A 19,324-nucleotide genomic window follows, 5' to 3' on the forward strand; every position below is an offset into this window, starting at 1 on the left:
GTGAGTACTAACCAAATAATTTTAACGGATCAAGGTAATAATTATGTAAATGTCTGGAGTCACGTGGCTCAAGATCTTTACAATCATTACGGTGAAACTCTATATAATAGCTGGTTTAGTAAAGTCAATTTTATAGAGTCTTCATTAAATACCGTTATTCTTTGTGCCCCTACTAACTTTGTTAGAGATTGGATAAAATCCAAGTACTCTATGGTTATATTGCAACTATTTCAACATTATAATAATACCATTAAGTCAATTGAAATAATTACTAAAGAGTTACCTGGAACAACCCAAACAGTTACAGAATTACCTACTAAGACTTTTGCCGATATCGGCAGCAGTGAGCTTAATTCGGAAAATATCTTTTCAACCCTTGATGTACGTTTTACTTTCGATAATTTTGTGGTTGGAGCCCCAAATGAGCTAGCTTATGCAGCCGCAAGAGCGGTTGCAGAATCATCAGGTGCGGTTTCTGAGTCTAATCCGCTTTTTCTATATGGCGGCGTAGGGCTTGGTAAAACTCATTTAATGCATGCAATCGGTTGGTACATCAAGCAACATAATCCAAGCCGCAAAGTGATATACATGTCGGCAGAAAAATTTATGTATCAATTTGTTAAAGCTCTGCGTAACAAACAAGTAATCTCGTTTAAAGAGAAATTTCGTTCGGTTGACGTGTTAATGATTGATGATATTCAATTTATTTGCGGTAAAGATAGTACGCAGGAAGAATTTTTCCATACTTTTAATACATTGATTGATAATAACCGTCAAATGGTTATTTCTTGTGATAGATCGCCTTCAGATTTAGATAATATTGAAGATCGGATAAAATCTCGTCTTGGATGGGGCTTAGTTGCCGACGTTCATAGTACTACTTATGAGCTACGACTCGGTATTCTAGAATCTAAGATTGAGCAGATGAACGTTAAAATACCAAAAGACGTAATTGATTTTTTAGCATCTAAAATCGTTTCAAACGTTAGAGAACTTGAAGGAGCTTTAAATAAGGTGATCGCTCATTCTAATTTTACTTTAAAAGAAATTACACTCGAAAACACACAAAATATTTTGCGGGATTTACTGCGTTCTAATGAAAGAATAATTACCGTTGAAGATATTCAGAAAAAGGTAGCTAGCCGTTATAATATTAAGTTATCCGATATGTCTTCATCAAGGAGATTACGAGAAGTTGCAAGACCGCGTCAAATAGCCATGTATCTTAGTAAAGCATTAACGCCGAAAAGTCTTGCAGATATCGGTAAAAAATTCGGTAAAAAAGACCACACGACGGTTATGCATGCTATTAAGAAAGTAGAAGAATTACTGGAAAACGATATAGAATTACGCGAAGAGATTAATTTGCTAATGAAAATATTGCAGAACTAAATGTCATACCGTAGTCAAGCTGACTTTGTTGCATGGTCCGAAAAACCGACTCGATGTCATTCCCGCGAAATCGGGAATCCCGGGTAAAGCAAAATAAATCGAGCTTTTAATTGTACAAACTTATTGTGTATAACCTTTAAATTACTGGATTCCCGCTTTCGTGGGCATGACATAAACAGCCATACAATAAAGCCAAAACGTCGCAGAAATTATATAGATATATATATCAAATGCTCTCAAAAAACGATTCAGTAAAAGAAATTTTTTTCAAGATTCTTCAGAAAATACCAAATTAACAGAATTATAAAGATAATTATGGTTACGGTGAGGGGGTAGCATATTTCTTACTTAAAAGTTTAAATGAATTAATAAATAGGAATTACAAATTCACTATCTCGACTACGATTATCAAATCCACGCTAATCAAGAATATAGATATATTTTTAAGAATAGTAATATTACAAAATATTTTATTGCTCCTGAAAAGCACTTATTTTATCAATTAAAATTTGTTGATGCAGACAGGGTATACTCAAATGATTTGGAGAATTGGAATGTAAAACGAGGAGCGAGTACGCACAGCCCTTAATAGGTGAGCATGCGAGTCCTCCGAAGTTTTGCAGAAACAATTCTTCAAATCATTTGAGTATACAAGCTACAGGCAGTCATCTATGTGGTAAAGATCAATATTAATACTACCTATGTATTTTTAAATCCTGATTCATTTACTCTTAGCTACCAAATTCTAGGACCTCAAAAAGACCATAATATTAATACTGTTTTTAATCGTATATAGTATTAGTATGTTCTCCAATTAGTTTAAAATATTCTTTCATACTATTGTCTATATCAGTTGTTTCCAAAGTTTGATTATTATCATCATCATTTGCATCATATATATCTTTTCTTTTAGACAAGGAAAGTTTTAATCTCTTTTGAAACGAGGTAGGAGAAATAGTTTGATTAAATTTGGGGGGTAATATCTTGTAATACATTCTTAGCATATTCAGGTGCATCAATATCATACCATTCTTTTATTTTAGCACATAAAATTTGTAGAATTTCAGGTAGGATTTTTTTTAATTTCTGTCTTGAGAGATGCTTGTTTTTGAGCTAAAAACCCTTCAATATTTTTTAAGCTTTCAGTAAATTCCAAGTAGGTTATTTCAATTAAATCCTTTAAATCTTGAGAAAAATCCTTTTTTTCAAGCAATTTAGTTTTTGTAAGCTTTAAATTACGTTCTCCTATATTGTTTACTTTAAGAATTAAAGCAGTTAAATTTTGGTCTAATGAATTTAACAACTTTATAGGACAATGCTCTAATTTATGAACTTTTGCTAAAAAAGATTTTATATCATTGCTTTTTACATTATCCATATTTTTGTAAAATTACATTGAAGCTAAGATGTCAAATATTCGTGCTATATTTGCTAGTTTATAATTATTTAATTTTTTACTAAGCCATTCTATTAATATACTACCTTCTTTAATAAGTAATAGATTACCATTTTGTACATTTGTAGTGTCATAATCTATTGGACAGGAATTTGGTAACACATATTTATAGTTTTTCAGTATACCTCTTGTTTGAGCAACGGCATGCTCAGCAGACATAGGAAAAAACTCCTTATATGATAAAAATATACTATTTTTATCAATAAGTTCTAAAAACATAGGAACCGTAAATAAGGTTGCATTATTTCTATGCGTTGCAAGCATAAATAACAAATGTGTTAACTTTTCTGCAAAGTAATTTAGTTTTCGCGGTAATTCTTCTATATTTTGTGTCGATGCTTTAGCATGCACAACTTCAAATATACGTTTTATAATAGCATGTTTATATTCATGTTCTTGCTCAAATTTAGATAAAATTTCATCATACTTTCCTAAGCCAGGTACATCTGTTTGTACATTACCGGTTTTATAATGTACTATATGATTCATTGTAAAAGTTTCTTCTTTAGTATTTGAGATCTTACATATAGTAGATAAATCACTATTTATTTCTTCTAAAATCCGGTGCTTTAGCTGATTTTATTATTCCTGCCAATCATTTCAGCAAAAGCTAAAAGTCCTTTAGAATTATGTATGGGTTATTACTTATACTTTTTTAAGTTGATATTACTGTTTTGCAATTCTTATAATAATACTTTCTTTGCATGCTGAGCAGTAATATCGTCTGCTAAAGCAACTATCTTAGGAATAGAGTGATTTGGATTAAATACACAATGCAATAGCTTTTGATAATCCTTATCACTTATATTTTCTTTGTTATAATTTTTAAATAATTATGTTTATTAAAAGCAGTTTTGATAATATTAAAATTTTCTTCGTAATAATTATTATCTACAACTAATATTTCAGATTTAATTTTTTTATAAATATTTCTAATAGTAGAATATTTAAAAAATCTATCAGCTAAATTATGTAATACTAAACCTAGTTTAAGTTTAAAATCTTCAGAGTTATATATATAATTAATATCTAGTATATTTTTAAGTAAAAAATTAAGATACTTAGGTAAAGTATAATTTTCTTTTAACTCTTCATCAGAGGAGCTATCAAAGTTTTTGTATTTTAGCATTATTATTTATAGTAGAATGAGTGTTAAATTATTTAGAAACAAATATCCCTATAAGGGGGATTAAAGTATCTAGTGTCTCCGTAAGGGCACTAAAATCATCTCTATATAATAAATCATCTGTAGTACATAATTCTTTAATATCTAAAGTTTGTCCAGTATTTCCCTCAAAACAATACATAAATGCCAAAGCTTCCATAATTTTCTTATCTTTAACAAATTTAAATAATCGTTCTTTTCCATAAGTTATTGTATCTTCAACATCAGCTAAATCTTTCTCTACTAAGGGCATCATTGTATTTACTTCTTGAGCTAATAACTGAGGATCTATATTACTAGGATGACTTAGCATATCTCATACCATCATAGTTATAATATTAGCTATATACTAAAATATTCACTATTAATTAAGTTTTCTTTACTAATAGTTACAATTTATTTTATAAGTTAAATTTCAGTTTAGACTTTAGACAAATAAGTTTATTGACAAAAGTTAATTTTTATTGTATTTTGCCCTCTTAGTATTTTTTTTTTGAAAGGTAGTTATGGTAGATATAAACAACAATAAGATTAGCTTAGCACTATTTGAAGGCGGTGGAGTAAAAGGAAATATCCATTTAGAAAAATTAAAAATAATGGAGCAAATAACCGGTAAGCCTACTTGTGAGATATTCGATTTTACTGGAGGGACCAGTGTTGGAGGACTTATTTCTATTTTGCTTAATTTACCGAATCCTAATAATCCCGGAAAACCTTTATTCAGTGCAGCGCAAGCTCAAGAACTGTTTGAAGAAATGGCACACAATATTTTTCCGGTAGGATTAACTTTTAGAAAATTGTGGAGTTTTAATGGCTTATTCAGCCATAAATTTTCTCCTGAACCATTAGTAAAATTATTGAAAGCATATTGTAAGGATTATACCCTCAAGGATTTAATCGGTGATGTTGTAGTTACAGGTTATGATCTAAATAATAAACAAAATCCTCTTATGACCTTCTCTACTATAGATGCTAGACAAAGTGAAGAGAATAATTATTACCTTTCAGATATAATACAAGGCATCACTGCAGCACCTGGATATTTCCCCAGCCACAATTTCCGTAATATAACCAATACTAAATCACATAAAATTATTGATGGTGGAGTATATGCTAATGACCCAACCTTACAAACATGGCAATTATTAAAAGAAAATAACTATCACATAGAAAACGCTTTGTATTTATCATTAAAAGAAGAAAATAATGATGATTACCAAACTGTTTGTTGCGGCGGAGGCATGCTAGAACTAGTGAAAAATAATATGCCCGCTAAAATATTAGCAGCAACACAACAAGCTGATGAACAAACCGCTCAAAGCATTTTTGGTAATAAATTAATAGAAATAGCTACTTATATTCCAGAAAAACATGCTGAGATGAGTAATTCTAGTACTGAAAATCTGCAAGCACTAAAAGAATTTGCTAAAAAATCTATATATGGAAGCTCCACCTTTAGAAATATACCTTATAATGAAAAGTTTAAAGAAGCTATTGATAAAATAATAACTAATTATAATGCAAATAACCCTAACGACCAAATTGTTATGAATGATTTTTACAAAGAGTTATTCCATATTAATACTTCTAATAACGCACTTGATAAAAGTTTTGAACAGGAAGAGGATATAGCAAACAACGAGGATGCAGTGAATACACCGATAGCTCAAGCTCTAGATTCTAAAGATATAGAACCTGGGAAAAAAGAATTATTAGCAGGTATCAAGGAGTTTTTTAATCCATTCATCGAAAAAAATCCAGAAGCAAAAGTAGATATAGAGAAATTTTTACACGAAATAAAAAATTTGACATTAGCAGAAATTGAAAACGGTATTGTTACTTTTAAAGAAGCTAGATTAAAATGGCAAACAGAGCAGAATAACCTTGATGTATTTAGTAGCTGTAGTATGGAAGCCTTAAAAGAGGATATGACTCTTGAGGGTGAAGAGCATACAGATGATGTACAAGGTTATCTCTAACTTTCTTAATGTCATTCCCGCGTAGGCGGGAATCCCAGTCAAAAAAGTATAAATATGCTAGAATTTTAAAACTAAACGCTCGATTTATCTCGCTTTACCTTGGATTCCTGTTTTCGCAGGAATGAAATCGAACGCTTTCTTCGAGCCATACAACAACGCCACAGCTGCTCACAATGACGACACCTGTGTTTAGTTAGGAATATTTGACTTTTTCTTCTTATATAAAATCCAAATACAGTAAAACGAAATAGCAGAGCTAATACTTAAAACGAAGCATAATAAAGCAAAATTGCTTATCGTTGCGCCGTGTATTTTAGAAACCAAATAAGTTACAGCAGCGATAACTACGTAGTATATTGCACCAAATATAGATCCTTGCCGTACCTGTTACTTTAGCATAATCCTTCAGTGCATAACTAAGCGTCATAGGGATAAGTAGATTATGCCCAACCATATGAATCATCATCGGTGCAAATATCATAGCGATTGCAAGATTATGACTCGTTGAAATAACTTCTAATATAAAAGCATTTACCGCAAATAATATACAACCGCACAAACTAAAAATAAATCCTAAACCCATAACTTTTTTATCGTGTACATGGCGTTTTTTTATTAAATACCCCCTCCTAAAAAGCCTCCAAAGATAGCGGCAAAAGATAACAAAAACGCTAATTTACCGTAAAAAGATGGAGAAACTTTCATTTTATCAATCAAAATAAAAGGAGCTTCTATGAAAAAACCGTAATATATGCCGTTAAATGCACCGATGATAAAAGCATATAACCAAAGAATTTTATCTTTAATAATTACCTGCAAAACCTCAAAATATTTACTGCTTTGGGAAAAATCTATATAAGAATTTATTTCAGGTAAAACTTTATAATATAGTACCGGTAAGGCTAAAAAATACAAAAACATAATGCCAGCTTGAATATTCTATAATATAGTCCCCTATAGATGAACCTAGAGAAGGGATAAATAACAGCCACGGAGATAAGCTAGCATAGACATATGATAACTCTAAGCCTTGATAGGAGTCTCCAGCCATACCTGCCCAATAACAGAACCTACACTTACACCGAAAGCTTGCACAACACGAGCTATCATCAGCATTTCTATATTAACTGCAAAAATGCTAATAATTGAAGATACAACATAAATAAAAAGCCCTAATAAAGCTATAGGTCTCCTGCCGTAAATATCCGATCATCTGCCGAGTGATAATATACCAAGCGCAAACCATAGAAAATATAATGTAGATGTAATTTGAGTGAGAGCGCCGTCAATGCCGAAATATTTGGTTAAACTCGGTAATCCTGAAGTATAAATTGTTTTGGTAGTCGGCGATAAAATAAATAAGCATAGAAGCATCCATGCCGGAATCTTCGCAATAATTTTTTTTATTTCGGTTCATCGAGTTTTATCGATTAATCCGCTCCAAACAAAATTTTTCCATTATCATTTTTAATCTTTCTATTCTCTCAATCAAGTAAAGTCACTGCTCTCTGCTAATTCTATAATTTTTATCATATCTTGCATCAACGTAAGCTTTTTCTAGTAATTCAAAACATTCTTTTTGTTCGGGAGACGATTGCAGAAATACTTTAAGTAGCTCAACATTATAAATTTGCACAATATCCACCTAGCTTTCTTATATCGTGTAACTTTGGTTTGTAACGGGCCAAAACTAATAAAATGTTACTGTAAACACTTTCAGTGGCTTGTGATGCAGCTCAAAAGCACTTTTACTAAAATCACCTCTTTCTAATGGGTATTTACAATCAATAAAAAAACTCTTGCCTCTACCAAACCAGTATTCATAATCTTCTTTAGCTATTTCTTTTACTTCACTCCAAGGCAAATTTTTAGCTCGAGAAAGCTGCTCGCCACTATCATATAAAAGAATACCTTCATTCTTAATGTCGGTATAAAAATAACGCCCTTTTTCAAGCTTGTCATTTACCTCACTTATAGATTCGCATATTATAGATATCCAAGGTTCTAGCGAAAAAACCTCGGCTTTTCTTAAGCCTGTTTGTTCTAACCTTTTTTCTATCTTAGATTCTACCCTTAAAGTAGCATGCTCCTTAAATTTACCTTTTTTTCTACTAAAAAGTCAAAATCACTTGTATAACTATAAGTAGTATGATCTTCCGTATACATATCTTTAACCCAATCACCTCTAGCATACGAGCCATACAAGATAATCAGGGCAATTTTATCCTTGGCAACAGCCAAAATTTGCTGCACTATATAATCAAGCCTATCTTGCACTTCAAGAGACCGTTTTGGTCAAATTGTTTTCATAACTGATCGTTATTTAAACGTTAAATCTAAAATGTACTATATCCCCATCCTGCATTTTATATTCTTTACCCTCTAAACGCATTTTACCTACTTCCTTGGCTTTTGCTTCACTACCGAGATTTATGTAATCTTTATAGCCGATAACTTCTGCTCTGATAAAACCTTTTTCAAAATCGGTATGAATAATACCGGCAGCAGCCGGTGCAAGTGTGCCGTCTTTAAAAGTCCAGCTATGGGCTTCCTTTGGTCCTATAGTAAAAAAGCTTTTAAGGTTTAAAAGATTATACCCCTCTTTAATGACTTTATTAAGCCCTGTTTCGTCTAAACCTATAAATTTTAAAAACTCTTCCTTTTCTTCCATGCTTTCAAGTAAAGCAATTTCAGCTTCTATTTTTGAAGAAATTACGACACTTTTAGCATTTTCTTTCTTTGCTCTTTCCGCTACTAATTTTGTAAATTCATTACCTATAGCTGCATCTTTTTCAAGTACGTTACATATATATAAAACGGGCTTAGAGGTAATTAACTGCAATTGTTTTAAATTATCAACTCTTAAAGCTTCATTTAGCACTCTTGCAGGTTTATCCTCACCTAATACCTTATAAACCTCTTTTAACAGCTCTATCTGCTCTGCCATAGCTTTATCGCCTGACTTCAAGCGTTTTTCACTTGTAGCTAAACGCTTTTCAACCGATTCTATATCGGCAAGTATTAATTCCGTTTCAATAATCTCGAGGTCATGCAGCGGATCGACTTTGTTATGTACGTGCGTTATATCCTCATCTTCAAAACAACGCAGTACATGCAGTATTGCATCGACTTCCCTGATATGAGATAAGAACTTATTACCTAGCCCTTCCCCTTTGCTTGCTCCTTTAACAAGCCCTGCAATATCGACAAACTCAATATAAGACGGAATAATTTTACCGCTTCCGGCTAAGCTTGCTAGTTTATGCAAACGCGCATCAGGCACTAAAACTTTGCTGCTATTAGGCTCAATAGTACAAAACGGATAATTAGCGGCATCTGCAGCCTGACTTGCCGTTAAGGCATTAAATAACGTCGACTTACCGACATTCGGCAACCCAACAATTCCGAGTTTTAGTGTCATAAATTTTTCCGTAAATAATACATTATAGAATCTTTTTCGCAACCGTGCATAGCAAACCCCAGTTTCTCATAAAACGATTTTGCTTTGCAGTCCATAGTAACAAGATGAATAAAATTACAGCCTCGTTCACGTGCTAAATCCTCAACCTTTTGCATTAGTACAATACCATAATTTTAGTTTCTTATATTTTCATTAACAAAGAGTGAATCAATGTAAAATCCCCCCAAGAACTCATACCGCTAATTCCTACAACAAAATTTTTATCCTGATCTAAACAGGAAAATGAAAAAGATTCAATATCTCCTACTAACCCCTTTTGTTCTCTAGCATCTTTGTTCAAAGCCTCAATAATTATAGTGCTATGAGTTCTATCCATTGCATCAGCATAAACAATTTTAAAATTTTGTGTCATAAATCTTTGCTTCTTTGCTGTTTAGTTTTAATATCGTTTTCCCGTCATTGCGAGGAGATGCATAGCATCAACGTGGCAATCTCGTGAAGTAGTATAGAATTCCTGAGATTGCTTCGTCAAAACTTACAGTTTTTCCTCGCAATGACGAGTTGGTATCATCCACACAGCAACGTCGATCAAGTCGTAGGAATAACATTGAATATATCAAGCTATCTTATTCTTAAATTCTTCTAACTTATTCTCTAATATTAAACCAAAGTTACTAGTGATTCTATCTATAGCTTGCATTACTGTTTCATACTCCGGTTTAGAGAAATGATTAAGTACGTAATCTGCTACATCCTGATTATTTTGCGGTCTACCGACTCCAATCCTAATCCGGTTATAATTATTACCTATAACCCCATCAATCGACTTTAAACCATTATGCCCGCCATTACCGCCACCGGTTTTAAATTTTATTCTACCTGTTTCTAAATCAATATCATCATGAATAACAAAGATTTTTGCGGGGTAGATATTATAATATGTTTTCACCGATATCACTGACTTACCGGACAAGTTCATATAGGTGGTAGGCTTTATAAAAATTATCTTTTGTCCATCACTAATAGTTTCAGCAATTTCACAATTGAATTTTTTCTTTGTACTAAATGATGAATTATATTGGTTTGCTATTTTCTCTATAGCAATAAAGCCGACATTATGCCTCGTATATTGATACTCTTTTCCTGGATTACCAAGACCAATAACAAGAAGCATAATAATTTACCTAATAACTAGTAATGGAAAATTTTTGAAGAAGTATTGATTTGCAAGAAGTACAGAATAATGCCATTCTTAGCTCAGCATTATTGCGTGGATCGAAAAACCTACTCGATGTCATACCGTGGCTTGACCACGGTATCCAGAAAAAAATTAACAAAGACTGGATACCGCTACAAGCTCGCAGTATGACAATTAAAGATTACCGGATTCCCGCTTCTAGCTAGGAATGGCATAAAACGAGCCAAACAACAACGCCTACGAATCCTCGCAATAACGATTTAAGTATCTAAGCAAGTCCTTATCGTGAGAATTATCTTACTTCCCTGCTTCAGCGGCTTGTTGTTCCCCTTCAGCTTCAGTTTTTGCTCCTCTACGTCCTATAATAGTTGCAAGGACAAATTCTTTTTTTGTAACAAAACTACATCCTTTCGGTAATTCTATTTTTGACGATTTTAGCGAAGTAGCCATAGGCATATTAGTAACATCTATAGTTACGTTTCTTGGAATATTATTAACATCACATAATAAAGTAACTCTTCTTTTTACTATATTAAAGTATCCACCTCTTTTAACGCCTAAAGCTCTTTCTTTCCCTTCATATACTACAGGTACTTCCATTTTTTGGGTTTTCTCTTCTAAAAAGACAAAATCAACATGGCGTACTATATCCGTAACAGGATGTAATTCTACAGCCTTCGGCAATACTTTATATTTTTTCTTATCAATTGTTAAATTAATTAACTGAGAGATAAAAGCCGGCTTTCTATAATATTTAGTTATTTCCTTTTCTTCCAAAGAAATACTAACAGGTGTTTTACCCGCTCCATAAATAATAGCCGGAACACGCCCTGCTCTTCTTAATGCTCTTGCTGCTCCCGTACCGAATTCCGTGCGGGACTCCGCTTCAAGTTCTAATATTTCACTCATTATTACTCCATATTAACTTATAATAAATCTTCATTATCATACTTAATTACAATTAAAAATTCAAGTAAATTAATTTTGACTAGAATATAGGAGTAATATATTCCTTAGTTAAAATTCTTTAATTTATTGGATATTGAAAAGAAATTTAGTTCTAACCGAAATTATTTTGTAAGGAAATTATGAAACAGATACAACCTAAGCGTAGTGCAAATCCCTCAAACTGTGGAGAAGAAATTGCTGCCAAGGATATAATAAGGATTTTCTCCTTGAATCTATTATGTACTCTTCTGACTCTGACTATATTGGGCGTGACAGCGAGAGTGAAGATGACGATTCTTATGCATAAATACTCTTGTTAAAAATAAAGAACCGGAATGCAAAATTCACTTAGATTTAGTTTAGTATATTACATATGTGCTACCAAACAAATGTTAGAGAACAAGCAGAAAATGCGAAGGTTTCTAATTTAGACAATGAAAGGCAGGTAATTAAATGTAATACAACTCCAACAATTCTGTACCGAAAGTTCAATTGAATCTATGATAACATCAACATCAAAAAGCAACATAGATGCTGACAAAATTATCTTACCTTTCCCTTCTGTAGAACAACAAAGACAATTAGGAAAATTATATCGTTATAATTAAAAATTTTAAAGAGCTTTACCCTTTTCTAATTCTGACAATGGTAACGTTGGAATAGTAATATTATTAGGTGATGAAAAGGGGTCATACGGCGACCTAAATCTATGGGATATTTAAAAATTTATGAGTTTGCAGAGATAATCTAGCACCGCTTTCTAATGCTAATTTTACTGCTAACTCATTATTTTCGCCATTAAGTCTTTGGTTGTTTTGATCCATAGGTTGAATAAAAACCGGTATATTATAAGAGGTTTGCCCTACTTCCGGTATGAGACTATATTCTAAAATATTTTTAGCAACGATAAATTTCACCGCGCTAATTTTAGGCAATAAATCTTCTCTTATTTTACTATAACCGGTTTTACCTACCTTCGGCGAACAAATTATAGACACTTCTTTCGGCAAAGAACGATACAACGTACCGTTAGTCTCTATTTGAACTTTAACATCTCGGTCTAATAACTTCTGACATAATAACTCTATAGGTTGACGCATCGGCTCACCGCCGGTTATTACTACTAAATTAATCGATTTTTCATTTTTAGAATTTAATGCCAGACTTTCTACTTTATTCAAAATCTTATCTATATCTACTAAATCAAAATCTTCAAACTCCGTATCACAAAAATTACAAGCAAGATTACATCCTCCAAGCCTAATAAAGATCGCAGGACAACCTACAAAAATGCCCTCCCCTTGTATAGTCTTAAAAATAGACTGTACCTCTAACTGAGTACCGTCACCGTTTAATATGCTTCTTTTAGGATTTTGTCCAAACATTTTTAAATTATTATCGATTGATTAAAAACATTATAGTACATTTTTATAAAAAAATCTTGCAATAACTAATAAAAAAAACTATTATCTAAGTTTCATCGGTCATATGGCTTTGGTATGCCTAATGTTTTACCGTTTAAACCTAGAAATACCAATTATAAGGAACAATATGCCTAAATTAAAAACAAAATCTGCCGTAAAAAAACGTTTTAAACTTACTGCTAGCGGCAAGGTTATTGCATCTCAAGCAGGTAAAAAACATTTTATGCGTCGTCGTACTAAAGCTCAAATTCGTAACCTTAGAGGAACTACAATACTTTGTCCTCAAGACGGATATAATATTAAAAAATATTTTTTACCGTACGGTATAAATTAATTAACTAGGAGCTAAAGCAATGACACGTGCAAAATCAGGAAAAATTTCCAAAAATCGACATAAAAAAATCCTTAAATTAGCCAAAGGCTATAGAGGTAGAGCAAATAGCTGTTTTAGAGTAGCTATTGAGAAAGTAGAAAAAGCCCTCCAATATGCTTATAGAGATCGTAGAAACCGTAAACGTGATTTTAGAGGCTTATGGATTCAAAGAATAAATGCAGCAGTAAGAGAACATGGGCTTGTTTACTCTCAATTTATGGGAGCTCTTAAAAAAACAGAAATCGATATAGATCGTAAAGTACTTGCAGAACTTGCCGTCAATAACAGTGACGGATTCGTAAGTATCGTAGAAAAAGCAAAAGCACATATTTAAGTATTTAATGTCATCTCGTGGTCAAGCCACGGGATGACATATTTATAATAATTAATTTTTATTTTCGTTCGGTATAAATATTATGAAACGTACATTTCAACCTAGTAATTTAGTTAGAAAAAGAAGACATGGTTTTAGATCTAGAATGGCTACTCCAACCGGAAGAGCAATCTTAAGAAAACGTCGTGCTAAAGGTAGACATAAATTATCTGCTTAAAATAATCTGATTTATCAAATTGTCTATTACCTCTTTAAAAAATCAAAAAGAATTTGAGCTTATAAATAAGCTTGGAAAGAAGCTCCATGAGAGATATTTTATTTTGGTAATCGCCACAAAACTTCCAAAAATCTTCCTTGAATCAAAATATAACACCTTTTTAGGAATCAAAGTTAGCAGAAAGCTAAATAACAAAGCTGTAGTTCGCAACAAAATTAAAAGGCGTATACGACATCTAATTAGAATTATTGTTAGTGATTCTAGCTTTAAGGCTATAAAATTTGCAATGATTATTATTCCGAGAAAAGGATTTGAAGAGATAAACTTCTCACACTTGAATTATGAATTAAGTAAAGTAATTCTAAGAAATATTTAGATTTCAATAGACCTCTTCGGACACTCGCTTATAGAAAGGAATTTGAAGGAGACACGGAACACAGAACCGCAACATACAAAAGAGTACGTGAGGATTCACAAGTACCGGATCGACGTACAAATTACCTCTAGAAGTAGAGTTTCCGAAGAGGTCTATTGAAATGACTTGGCATTACTCGCGTGGCTTGGTTTTGCCGTCATTGCGAGGAAAAATTGAAAATTTTGACGAAGCAATCCAGTAAAAAATTCTGATTTACAGATTTTTTACTATTTTTTATAGATTGCCACGCTTCTTAGTCGCTACGTTGTGGCATGGCTCGTTTTATGTCATTCCCGCTTTCGCGGGAATGACATCGAGTAGGTTTTTCAAGCCATGCAAGCAAGCCTTCCACGGGAATAATATTGAATTTACTTATATTCCCTCTGTCCCCTCTCCTAATGCCGGTACTTCTTCTACTACAGTAAGTGTTGTATCTATAGTATTTTCTTCAGACGTAATAGTATTTATAGTAGAATTATAATATTTTTTTACTAATTCGATAACGTCTAAATTATGCGTCTCTTCTGCCGTATAAATATTAGAGCTACCTACCTCTATAGTACTATGCTCAAGTACAGCTTTTAGAATAGCTAAATCACCTTTCTCTATAGCCTTACCAAGATTATATGATGCTATTTTTGTAGTACTATGCTCAAGTACAGCTTTTAGAATAGCTAAATCACCTTTCTCTATAGCCTTATCAAGATTATATAATTCTATTTTTGTAGTACTATGCTCAAGTACAGCTTTTAGAATAGCTAAATCACCTTTCTCTATAGCCTTATCAAGATTATATAATTCTATTTTTGTAGTACTATGCTCAAGTACAGCTTTTAGAATAGCTAAATCACCTTTCTCTATAGCCTTACCAAGATTATATAATTCTATTTTTGTAGTACTATGCTCAAGTACAGCTTTTAGAATAGCTAAAATCACCTTTCTCTATAGCCTTATCAAGATTATGGGTACTTACTTTAGTATTACCATAATTAAGTAAACAAATTAATAGTTCAGAATTCCCTTGCTCTATAGCGTTCCCTATACTAGCATCAGTGTATAATCCTTTCTGATTTAACATAGTCTCTATCTTGCTTAGAGAAAATTTATTAAAATTATATGTTTCTAAGTTAAAGCTCTACTAAATACCCTGATTAAGTCATCGTATGTTAATTCTTTCGGCTTTGTTTCTATATTTAAGTTAAATATTTCAGGATATGATTCATGATATTTCGCATGAATATTTTTATAAAATTTTACAAAGCTTTATATTCTTTATGTAGAAAAGCCGGCAACACTCCGCTATGCTTTTCATCTTTTTAATTTTATTAGCACTTAAAGAAAAACTATAAATTTGATCGTCTAATTTATTAGCTTATATACTAAAATCTGATGCTACTAATAGATGAAAATGATCTCTTATATATTCAATCAATAAAAAGTCATTTTGTGTTCTAGCATCGTAATTATTTTGAGCTAATTGTATAATATTTGCATCGCTGGCCTTATTATAAGTGCATAACACCATGTTGCCCTGTATCCAATCTAAATGATGTTGAGCGGCTCCTGAATGACAAGAAAATATATGAACAATATTACATTGATTTGCAATAGTAATTTTTGTATTTTATTAAGCAGTGTAATATCTAAAACAGAAGTTGTACCTTCATCAGAAAATATACTCATTGATAAGTAAGAAGGCTCAGGCATAAAATATGATTTAATTTTTCCCCATAAACCTAAATTAGTAGGTTTATAGAAAACTCTGATCCATGTACATTTATAAAATATTCACTACCTGTACCTGAAGGTAAGTCAGCTAAGGTTTTTATTTCCTTGATATCAGGTTTCATTTTTCATACTTATATTCGGCGGCCTTTAAACAATATTTTTTGCATATTTATATCCTTATATAATTAACTTAATTACCATATTCTATGGGAATTACCACATAATATGGGAATTTTTATAAAAGTCAAGTTTTAATAAGAAAAAATCATATAAAGCTATATAGTATTTATAAAAATTTAGAGTTGATAATTATATAGATAATAGCATTGAAAATAAGGCTATAAAGTAACCGGCACAAAAAAGGGATAAGATTTAAAACAATCTATCCCTAGTTGCGAATAAAAATAGAGTTTAGAAAGAACTTGCAATATTATTTATTAAATCTCCGGATCAGTATTTCCCAATATTGTTGTATCTGAATTATTATCCGTATTTTCTTCCATAAAATTTAAATTGAGTGCAATAGTATTATTTAAAAGAATTTCAGAAGTGATTCCTTAATTACTGATTGACCATTATCTATATTTTCTATTTTAACCTTTTGAAACAATATTTGACCCTAATGTACCTCACTAGATATATTTAAAAGTACTGCCTGATACTAGATTTAGTGTACCAAAGATATTCAAAGACCTTCCTGCTTCTATAATTACGGTAGTATCAGAATTGAATGAGATATTACTAAGAATCACATTTGATGCTATAATAAGTTTAAGAGTATTCATATGCATAGAGTCTAAATGAATATCTAAACAATCTTCAACCTTTATTTCTTTTAAATAATTTTCTTATGCCCCTTTTGACATCTCAAGTAACTCATTTTTAGAAATAGTCATTTTTTCTGTTAATTTATATAAATTTCTATCTTTTAAGAGATCTAATAAAATTTTTACTAGGTAACAACTGCAATAGCTCCTTATAAGTTATGGTATCGGAACACCATTTTATTAACTTCCAATTTCAAAAAAGAATTTTTTATTATTTTCTTCTGTTAGTGTTCTATAGAATTTTATCCGCTCATCATTTACCGTAAAATCATCAGCTCACTTTTTGAGCGTTTCTTCTAACCTATCTAATATTGCTAAATCACAAAATCATTACTTGTTATGTATTTGATCATTATTAAAAGTAAGGATTGTACTATTTCCTGCTATTAACTCACATAACTTATCTAACTCATGACCAACTACGTAATCAATATCTTTAAAACTAAGTTGCTTTTGTTTCAATAATTTTTAAATATGTTCATTAAGAAGATAATTGTTTGTATCGTTTATTGCTCCAAGTTCATTGATGCCTTTGTGCTTATCATCTTCATAATAATTACGAGCAATTTCAAATAATTTTGTTACTGCATTTGCACTAGCTATATCATTATAACTAGCTAATGTATTTAATAATTTATGATTTGAAATAATAGCTTTCATTTCTTCTGCACTTAATATTTTCTCTTTCACTAAAAAATGATCTTCCATCTTTTCTATTGATGATTAGCTCTTACCGCTTGTACCCTTGCCCCTAATTGTTTATAACTATCTATACTTTCCTTATCTTGTTTTTTCTTATACACCTCTTCTATTGCTTTTCGCTCTAATTCATTACTCTTATTCTACTCCCAAGCCTTTTTTTCTTCATTTTCAGGTTGATCGTTTTTAATACGCTCTATTTTGTATCTATTTCTACAAATTTCTCTTCTATAGATATACTTGATTTTTTATATACTTCTGCAAAAAATTCATAATTTTTATCTTTAATATATTTCCTAAATTCTGATTTTAATCTAAAGAATTCTTGCATGACTGCAGAATTTTTAATAATCTCAGGCAATTCCAAATTATTTAAATCACCTTGGATATATTGAAAATTTTCTTTTTGCTTTTCATAGTCAAATAAAAATTCTGCTTTTATATACTCTTCAATAGCATCAATAACACTTACTACAAAACTTGTCTTTTCTACTTCAAAATCTAATTCGCTCATATTTAAATCCTAATTATTATTAAATTGAAATTTAAGAAATTTTAACTGTTGGTAATATAGTCAATTCAATGAGATTTGCATAAAAGGCGCAAGGCACGAAACCTATAACTAATAGGAAAGCAACGAGTAATGATGTAGGTGAGCCCAAATCAATTGACTATAAAATACGGTCATTGATTTTTATGCAAAATTCTATCGAACTATTCTCAATAAAAACTTACAACCACTTCCGTTTCTTAAAATATTTATAGGTAATAATTGTAGATAATAGCATTAAGAATAAGGCTATAGGATAACCATACGGTGATTTAAGCTCAGGCATTACGGTAAAATTCATGCCGTAAATACTAGCTATTAAAGTGGGTGGGAGAAAAAATATAGTAACCAACGAAAAAATTTTAATAATATTATTTTGTTCAATTGCAATCATACCGAGTGCTGCGTCTAGGGTTCTTGCAATCTCGCTAGATATAAATTGTGAAAAATTAATTATTGAGTCTACGTCTCGAAGCAATGTATCTAATAGATCCTTAGATGCTTTATTGTGAGTTATTTGTGGAGATTTTAAAATATATTGAATAGCCATAGTTAAAGAAAATAAACACTCACGGCTTTTAGAAAGTAAATCACCTTTTCGACCTATTTTCTTTAATACATTGGTATGATCTATACGCAAATCATTAATATTATTATCAAGTATTAAACGTCCATAATCATCAATATCCATACTAATCGACTGTACAATATTCGATAATCTTGTTACCATATTACGAAGTAACATAAATAAAATATTTTCTGCATTATGTTTGTTATTAAGCTGCTTAGCAAATTTATTTATACAGTCATTAAAGGGTATTAATTCTACGTAACGAACTGTTATAAGACAACATTTATGCAAAATAAATACTATAGAATGTGTTTCAGGAAATTCTTGCTCTTTATTAACGAGTTCCGTAATAGTTAGATATAACGCCTCATTTTCAACATATAACCTCTCAGAAATCTCAATTTGCGATATGTCCTTTAAAGTCGGTATTTCTATATTTAATGTATTTTTTACTATTACTTTTTCTTCATCTGTTATATTGAATAAATCAATCCATAATGTGGATTCATTAATAATATATTCTGCATTTTTTACTATAGAACTATTTTCCTTTAAATATGTAGTTATCATATAATCTCAAATATGTTTTTATAGAGATTAACAAACTTCACTCTTTAAAGCAACTGA

At 31.2% G+C, this 19,324-nt stretch carries 25 protein-coding genes and 4 pseudogenes; 8 read left to right on the plus strand and 21 right to left on the minus strand.

What is annotated here, in order from left to right; all coding sequences use genetic code 11:
• Positions 1 to 1,392 (plus strand): chromosomal replication initiator protein DnaA, encoded by a 1,392-nt coding sequence (dnaA, locus tag ACSFFC_RS00005; RefSeq protein WP_014410900.1) that lies wholly within the window; start codon positions 1 to 3, stop codon positions 1,390 to 1,392.
• A 673-nt stretch (positions 1,393 to 2,065) separates the two neighbouring features.
• Positions 2,066 to 2,188, plus strand: coding sequence for a DUF6314 family protein (locus ACSFFC_RS00010; RefSeq protein ID WP_231282938.1), 123 nt, complete (start codon positions 2,066 to 2,068; stop codon positions 2,186 to 2,188).
• Here the strand turns inward: ACSFFC_RS00010 and ACSFFC_RS00015 are convergent.
• From ACSFFC_RS00015 to ACSFFC_RS00035, 5 genes are all read right to left on the minus strand, one after another.
• Positions 2,175 to 2,408, minus strand: a complete 234-nt coding sequence (locus ACSFFC_RS00015) for a hypothetical protein (protein WP_016728281.1) — start codon at positions 2,406 to 2,408, stop codon at positions 2,175 to 2,177. The genes ACSFFC_RS00010 and ACSFFC_RS00015 overlap by 14 nt on opposite strands.
• A 47-nt stretch (positions 2,409 to 2,455) precedes the next feature.
• Positions 2,456 to 2,770 carry a hypothetical protein gene (locus ACSFFC_RS00020; protein ID WP_016926427.1) on the minus strand — a complete coding sequence of 105 codons (315 nt, stop codon included), beginning with the start codon at positions 2,768 to 2,770 and terminating at the stop codon, positions 2,456 to 2,458.
• A 12-nt stretch (positions 2,771 to 2,782) separates the two neighbouring features.
• Entirely contained in the window at positions 2,783 to 3,337 is a 555-nt protein-coding gene (locus ACSFFC_RS00025) for a hypothetical protein (RefSeq protein WP_231282940.1), read from the minus strand.
• 313 nt (positions 3,338 to 3,650) lie between these two features.
• A complete protein-coding gene (locus ACSFFC_RS00030; RefSeq protein ID WP_010977519.1) occupies positions 3,651 to 3,977 on the minus strand; it encodes a hypothetical protein in 327 nt (108 codons plus the stop codon).
• Positions 3,978 to 4,005: 28 nt separating this feature from the next.
• The gene (locus ACSFFC_RS00035; RefSeq protein WP_014410902.1) at positions 4,006 to 4,326 is read right to left on the minus strand and encodes a hypothetical protein; all 321 of its coding nucleotides are present in this window, start codon (positions 4,324 to 4,326) and stop codon (positions 4,006 to 4,008) included.
• Positions 4,327 to 4,519: 193 nt separating this feature from the next.
• Between ACSFFC_RS00035 and ACSFFC_RS00040 the strand changes: the two genes are divergently transcribed.
• On the plus strand, positions 4,520 to 5,992 hold the full coding sequence (locus tag ACSFFC_RS00040; RefSeq protein ID WP_014410903.1) for a patatin-like phospholipase family protein: 1,473 nt from the start codon (positions 4,520 to 4,522) through the stop codon (positions 5,990 to 5,992).
• A gap of 189 nt (positions 5,993 to 6,181) precedes the next feature.
• Here the strand turns inward: ACSFFC_RS00040 and ACSFFC_RS00045 are convergent.
• From ACSFFC_RS00045 to ACSFFC_RS00090, 10 genes and pseudogenes are all read right to left on the minus strand, one after another.
• Positions 6,182 to 7,366, minus strand: a pseudogene (locus ACSFFC_RS00045) (Bcr/CflA family efflux MFS transporter).
• A gap of 124 nt (positions 7,367 to 7,490) precedes the next feature.
• Complete coding sequence (locus tag ACSFFC_RS00050) at positions 7,491 to 7,628, minus strand: HEPN domain-containing protein (RefSeq protein ID WP_004997939.1); 138 nt, start codon at positions 7,626 to 7,628, stop codon at positions 7,491 to 7,493.
• A 54-nt stretch (positions 7,629 to 7,682) separates the two neighbouring features.
• Complete coding sequence (locus tag ACSFFC_RS00055; protein ID WP_231282941.1) at positions 7,683 to 7,856, minus strand: hypothetical protein; 174 nt, start codon at positions 7,854 to 7,856, stop codon at positions 7,683 to 7,685.
• 209 nt (positions 7,857 to 8,065) lie between these two features.
• A complete protein-coding gene (locus ACSFFC_RS00060) occupies positions 8,066 to 8,233 on the minus strand; it encodes a nucleotidyltransferase domain-containing protein (protein ID WP_004997933.1) in 168 nt (55 codons plus the stop codon).
• Between the two features lie 82 nt (positions 8,234 to 8,315).
• Positions 8,316 to 9,413, minus strand: coding sequence for a redox-regulated ATPase YchF (ychF, locus tag ACSFFC_RS00065; protein ID WP_010977527.1), 1,098 nt, complete (start codon positions 9,411 to 9,413; stop codon positions 8,316 to 8,318).
• Entirely contained in the window at positions 9,410 to 9,568 is a 159-nt protein-coding gene (locus ACSFFC_RS00070) for a GNAT family N-acetyltransferase (protein ID WP_014410907.1), read from the minus strand. The genes ychF and ACSFFC_RS00070 overlap by 4 nt, the downstream gene beginning before the upstream one ends.
• A 26-nt stretch (positions 9,569 to 9,594) precedes the next feature.
• Positions 9,595 to 9,825, minus strand: a complete 231-nt coding sequence (locus ACSFFC_RS00075; RefSeq protein ID WP_014410908.1) for a hypothetical protein — start codon at positions 9,823 to 9,825, stop codon at positions 9,595 to 9,597.
• Positions 9,826 to 10,029: 204 nt separating this feature from the next.
• Positions 10,030 to 10,587, minus strand: a complete 558-nt coding sequence (pth, locus tag ACSFFC_RS00080; RefSeq protein ID WP_014410909.1) for an aminoacyl-tRNA hydrolase — start codon at positions 10,585 to 10,587, stop codon at positions 10,030 to 10,032.
• Positions 10,588 to 10,908: 321 nt separating this feature from the next.
• Positions 10,909 to 11,520: a 50S ribosomal protein L25/general stress protein Ctc gene (locus ACSFFC_RS00085; RefSeq protein ID WP_012736701.1), complete on the minus strand. Its 612-nt coding sequence runs from the start codon at positions 11,518 to 11,520 to the stop codon at positions 10,909 to 10,911.
• Between the two features lie 746 nt (positions 11,521 to 12,266).
• Positions 12,267 to 12,944, minus strand: a complete 678-nt coding sequence (locus tag ACSFFC_RS00090; protein WP_004997925.1) for a 7-carboxy-7-deazaguanine synthase QueE — start codon at positions 12,942 to 12,944, stop codon at positions 12,267 to 12,269.
• A gap of 166 nt (positions 12,945 to 13,110) precedes the next feature.
• Between ACSFFC_RS00090 and rpmI the strand changes: the two genes are divergently transcribed.
• The 5 genes and pseudogenes from rpmI to ACSFFC_RS00115 all read left to right on the plus strand — a co-directional run.
• On the plus strand, positions 13,111 to 13,317 hold the full coding sequence (gene rpmI / locus ACSFFC_RS00095; RefSeq protein WP_004997924.1) for a 50S ribosomal protein L35: 207 nt from the start codon (positions 13,111 to 13,113) through the stop codon (positions 13,315 to 13,317).
• A gap of 19 nt (positions 13,318 to 13,336) precedes the next feature.
• Positions 13,337 to 13,690, plus strand: coding sequence for a 50S ribosomal protein L20 (gene rplT, locus ACSFFC_RS00100; protein WP_004997919.1), 354 nt, complete (start codon positions 13,337 to 13,339; stop codon positions 13,688 to 13,690).
• A gap of 82 nt (positions 13,691 to 13,772) precedes the next feature.
• Positions 13,773 to 13,907: a 50S ribosomal protein L34 gene (gene rpmH, locus ACSFFC_RS00105; RefSeq protein WP_011270688.1), complete on the plus strand. Its 135-nt coding sequence runs from the start codon at positions 13,773 to 13,775 to the stop codon at positions 13,905 to 13,907.
• Positions 13,908 to 13,926: 19 nt separating this feature from the next.
• Positions 13,927 to 14,283: a ribonuclease P protein component gene (rnpA, locus tag ACSFFC_RS00110; RefSeq protein WP_014410910.1), complete on the plus strand. Its 357-nt coding sequence runs from the start codon at positions 13,927 to 13,929 to the stop codon at positions 14,281 to 14,283.
• Between the two features lie 5 nt (positions 14,284 to 14,288).
• Positions 14,289 to 14,437, plus strand: a pseudogene (locus ACSFFC_RS00115) (palindromic element RPE1 domain-containing protein); the annotation flags it as partial.
• A 257-nt stretch (positions 14,438 to 14,694) separates the two neighbouring features.
• Here ACSFFC_RS00115 and ACSFFC_RS00120 read toward each other — a convergent pair.
• The 6 genes and pseudogenes from ACSFFC_RS00120 to ACSFFC_RS00145 form a co-directional block, all read right to left on the minus strand.
• Positions 14,695 to 16,217 (minus strand): annotated as a pseudogene (locus ACSFFC_RS00120) (ankyrin repeat domain-containing protein).
• A 365-nt stretch (positions 16,218 to 16,582) separates the two neighbouring features.
• A pseudogene (locus ACSFFC_RS00125) lies at positions 16,583 to 16,841 on the minus strand (hypothetical protein).
• A 366-nt stretch (positions 16,842 to 17,207) separates the two neighbouring features.
• The gene (locus ACSFFC_RS00130; protein ID WP_269208347.1) at positions 17,208 to 17,339 is read right to left on the minus strand and encodes a hypothetical protein; all 132 of its coding nucleotides are present in this window, start codon (positions 17,337 to 17,339) and stop codon (positions 17,208 to 17,210) included.
• A gap of 6 nt (positions 17,340 to 17,345) precedes the next feature.
• Entirely contained in the window at positions 17,346 to 17,585 is a 240-nt protein-coding gene (locus tag ACSFFC_RS00135) for a hypothetical protein (RefSeq protein ID WP_014410913.1), read from the minus strand.
• 187 nt (positions 17,586 to 17,772) lie between these two features.
• Positions 17,773 to 18,090 carry a hypothetical protein gene (locus ACSFFC_RS00140; RefSeq protein WP_014410914.1) on the minus strand — a complete coding sequence of 106 codons (318 nt, stop codon included), beginning with the start codon at positions 18,088 to 18,090 and terminating at the stop codon, positions 17,773 to 17,775.
• Positions 18,091 to 18,307: 217 nt separating this feature from the next.
• A complete protein-coding gene (locus tag ACSFFC_RS00145) occupies positions 18,308 to 19,267 on the minus strand; it encodes a magnesium transporter CorA family protein (protein WP_010977540.1) in 960 nt (319 codons plus the stop codon).
• Positions 19,268 to 19,324: the final 57 nt, after the last annotated feature.

Origin of the sequence: Rickettsia parkeri (assembly GCF_051427245.1) — a bacterium.
GTDB lineage: Bacteria > Pseudomonadota > Alphaproteobacteria > Rickettsiales > Rickettsiaceae > Rickettsia > Rickettsia rickettsii.

What these genes read in the sequence shown, in the direction of transcription:
- ACSFFC_RS00015 (WP_016728281.1), bottom strand. Translation starts at nt 2,408, where the DNA reads ATGCACCTGAATATGCTAAGAATGTATTACAAGATATTACCCCCCAAA.
- ACSFFC_RS00020 (WP_016926427.1), bottom strand. Translation starts at nt 2,770, where the DNA reads ATGGATAATGTAAAAAGCAATGATATAAAATCTTTTTTAGCAAAAGTT.
- ACSFFC_RS00025 (WP_231282940.1), bottom strand. Translation starts at nt 3,337, where the DNA reads ATGAATCATATAGTACATTATAAAACCGGTAATGTACAAACAGATGTA.
- ACSFFC_RS00030 (WP_010977519.1), bottom strand. Translation starts at nt 3,977, where the DNA reads ATGCTAAAATACAAAAACTTTGATAGCTCCTCTGATGAAGAGTTAAAA.
- ACSFFC_RS00035 (WP_014410902.1), bottom strand. Translation starts at nt 4,326, where the DNA reads ATGCTAAGTCATCCTAGTAATATAGATCCTCAGTTATTAGCTCAAGAA.
- ACSFFC_RS00040 (WP_014410903.1), top strand. Translation starts at nt 4,520, where the DNA reads ATGGTAGATATAAACAACAATAAGATTAGCTTAGCACTATTTGAAGGC.
- ychF (WP_010977527.1), bottom strand. Translation starts at nt 9,413, where the DNA reads ATGACACTAAAACTCGGAATTGTTGGGTTGCCGAATGTCGGTAAGTCG.
- ACSFFC_RS00070 (WP_014410907.1), bottom strand. Translation starts at nt 9,568, where the DNA reads ATGCAAAAGGTTGAGGATTTAGCACGTGAACGAGGCTGTAATTTTATT.
- ACSFFC_RS00075 (WP_014410908.1), bottom strand. Translation starts at nt 9,825, where the DNA reads ATGACACAAAATTTTAAAATTGTTTATGCTGATGCAATGGATAGAACT.
- pth (WP_014410909.1), bottom strand. Translation starts at nt 10,587, where the DNA reads ATGCTTCTTGTTATTGGTCTTGGTAATCCAGGAAAAGAGTATCAATAT.
- ACSFFC_RS00085 (WP_012736701.1), bottom strand. Translation starts at nt 11,520, where the DNA reads ATGAGTGAAATATTAGAACTTGAAGCGGAGTCCCGCACGGAATTCGGT.
- ACSFFC_RS00090 (WP_004997925.1), bottom strand. Translation starts at nt 12,944, where the DNA reads ATGTTTGGACAAAATCCTAAAAGAAGCATATTAAACGGTGACGGTACT.
- rpmI (WP_004997924.1), top strand. Translation starts at nt 13,111, where the DNA reads ATGCCTAAATTAAAAACAAAATCTGCCGTAAAAAAACGTTTTAAACTT.
- rplT (WP_004997919.1), top strand. Translation starts at nt 13,337, where the DNA reads ATGACACGTGCAAAATCAGGAAAAATTTCCAAAAATCGACATAAAAAA.
- rpmH (WP_011270688.1), top strand. Translation starts at nt 13,773, where the DNA reads ATGAAACGTACATTTCAACCTAGTAATTTAGTTAGAAAAAGAAGACAT.
- ACSFFC_RS00135 (WP_014410913.1), bottom strand. Translation starts at nt 17,585, where the DNA reads ATGGAAGATCATTTTTTAGTGAAAGAGAAAATATTAAGTGCAGAAGAA.
- ACSFFC_RS00140 (WP_014410914.1), bottom strand. Translation starts at nt 18,090, where the DNA reads ATGAGCGAATTAGATTTTGAAGTAGAAAAGACAAGTTTTGTAGTAAGT.
- ACSFFC_RS00145 (WP_010977540.1), bottom strand. Translation starts at nt 19,267, where the DNA reads ATGATAACTACATATTTAAAGGAAAATAGTTCTATAGTAAAAAATGCA.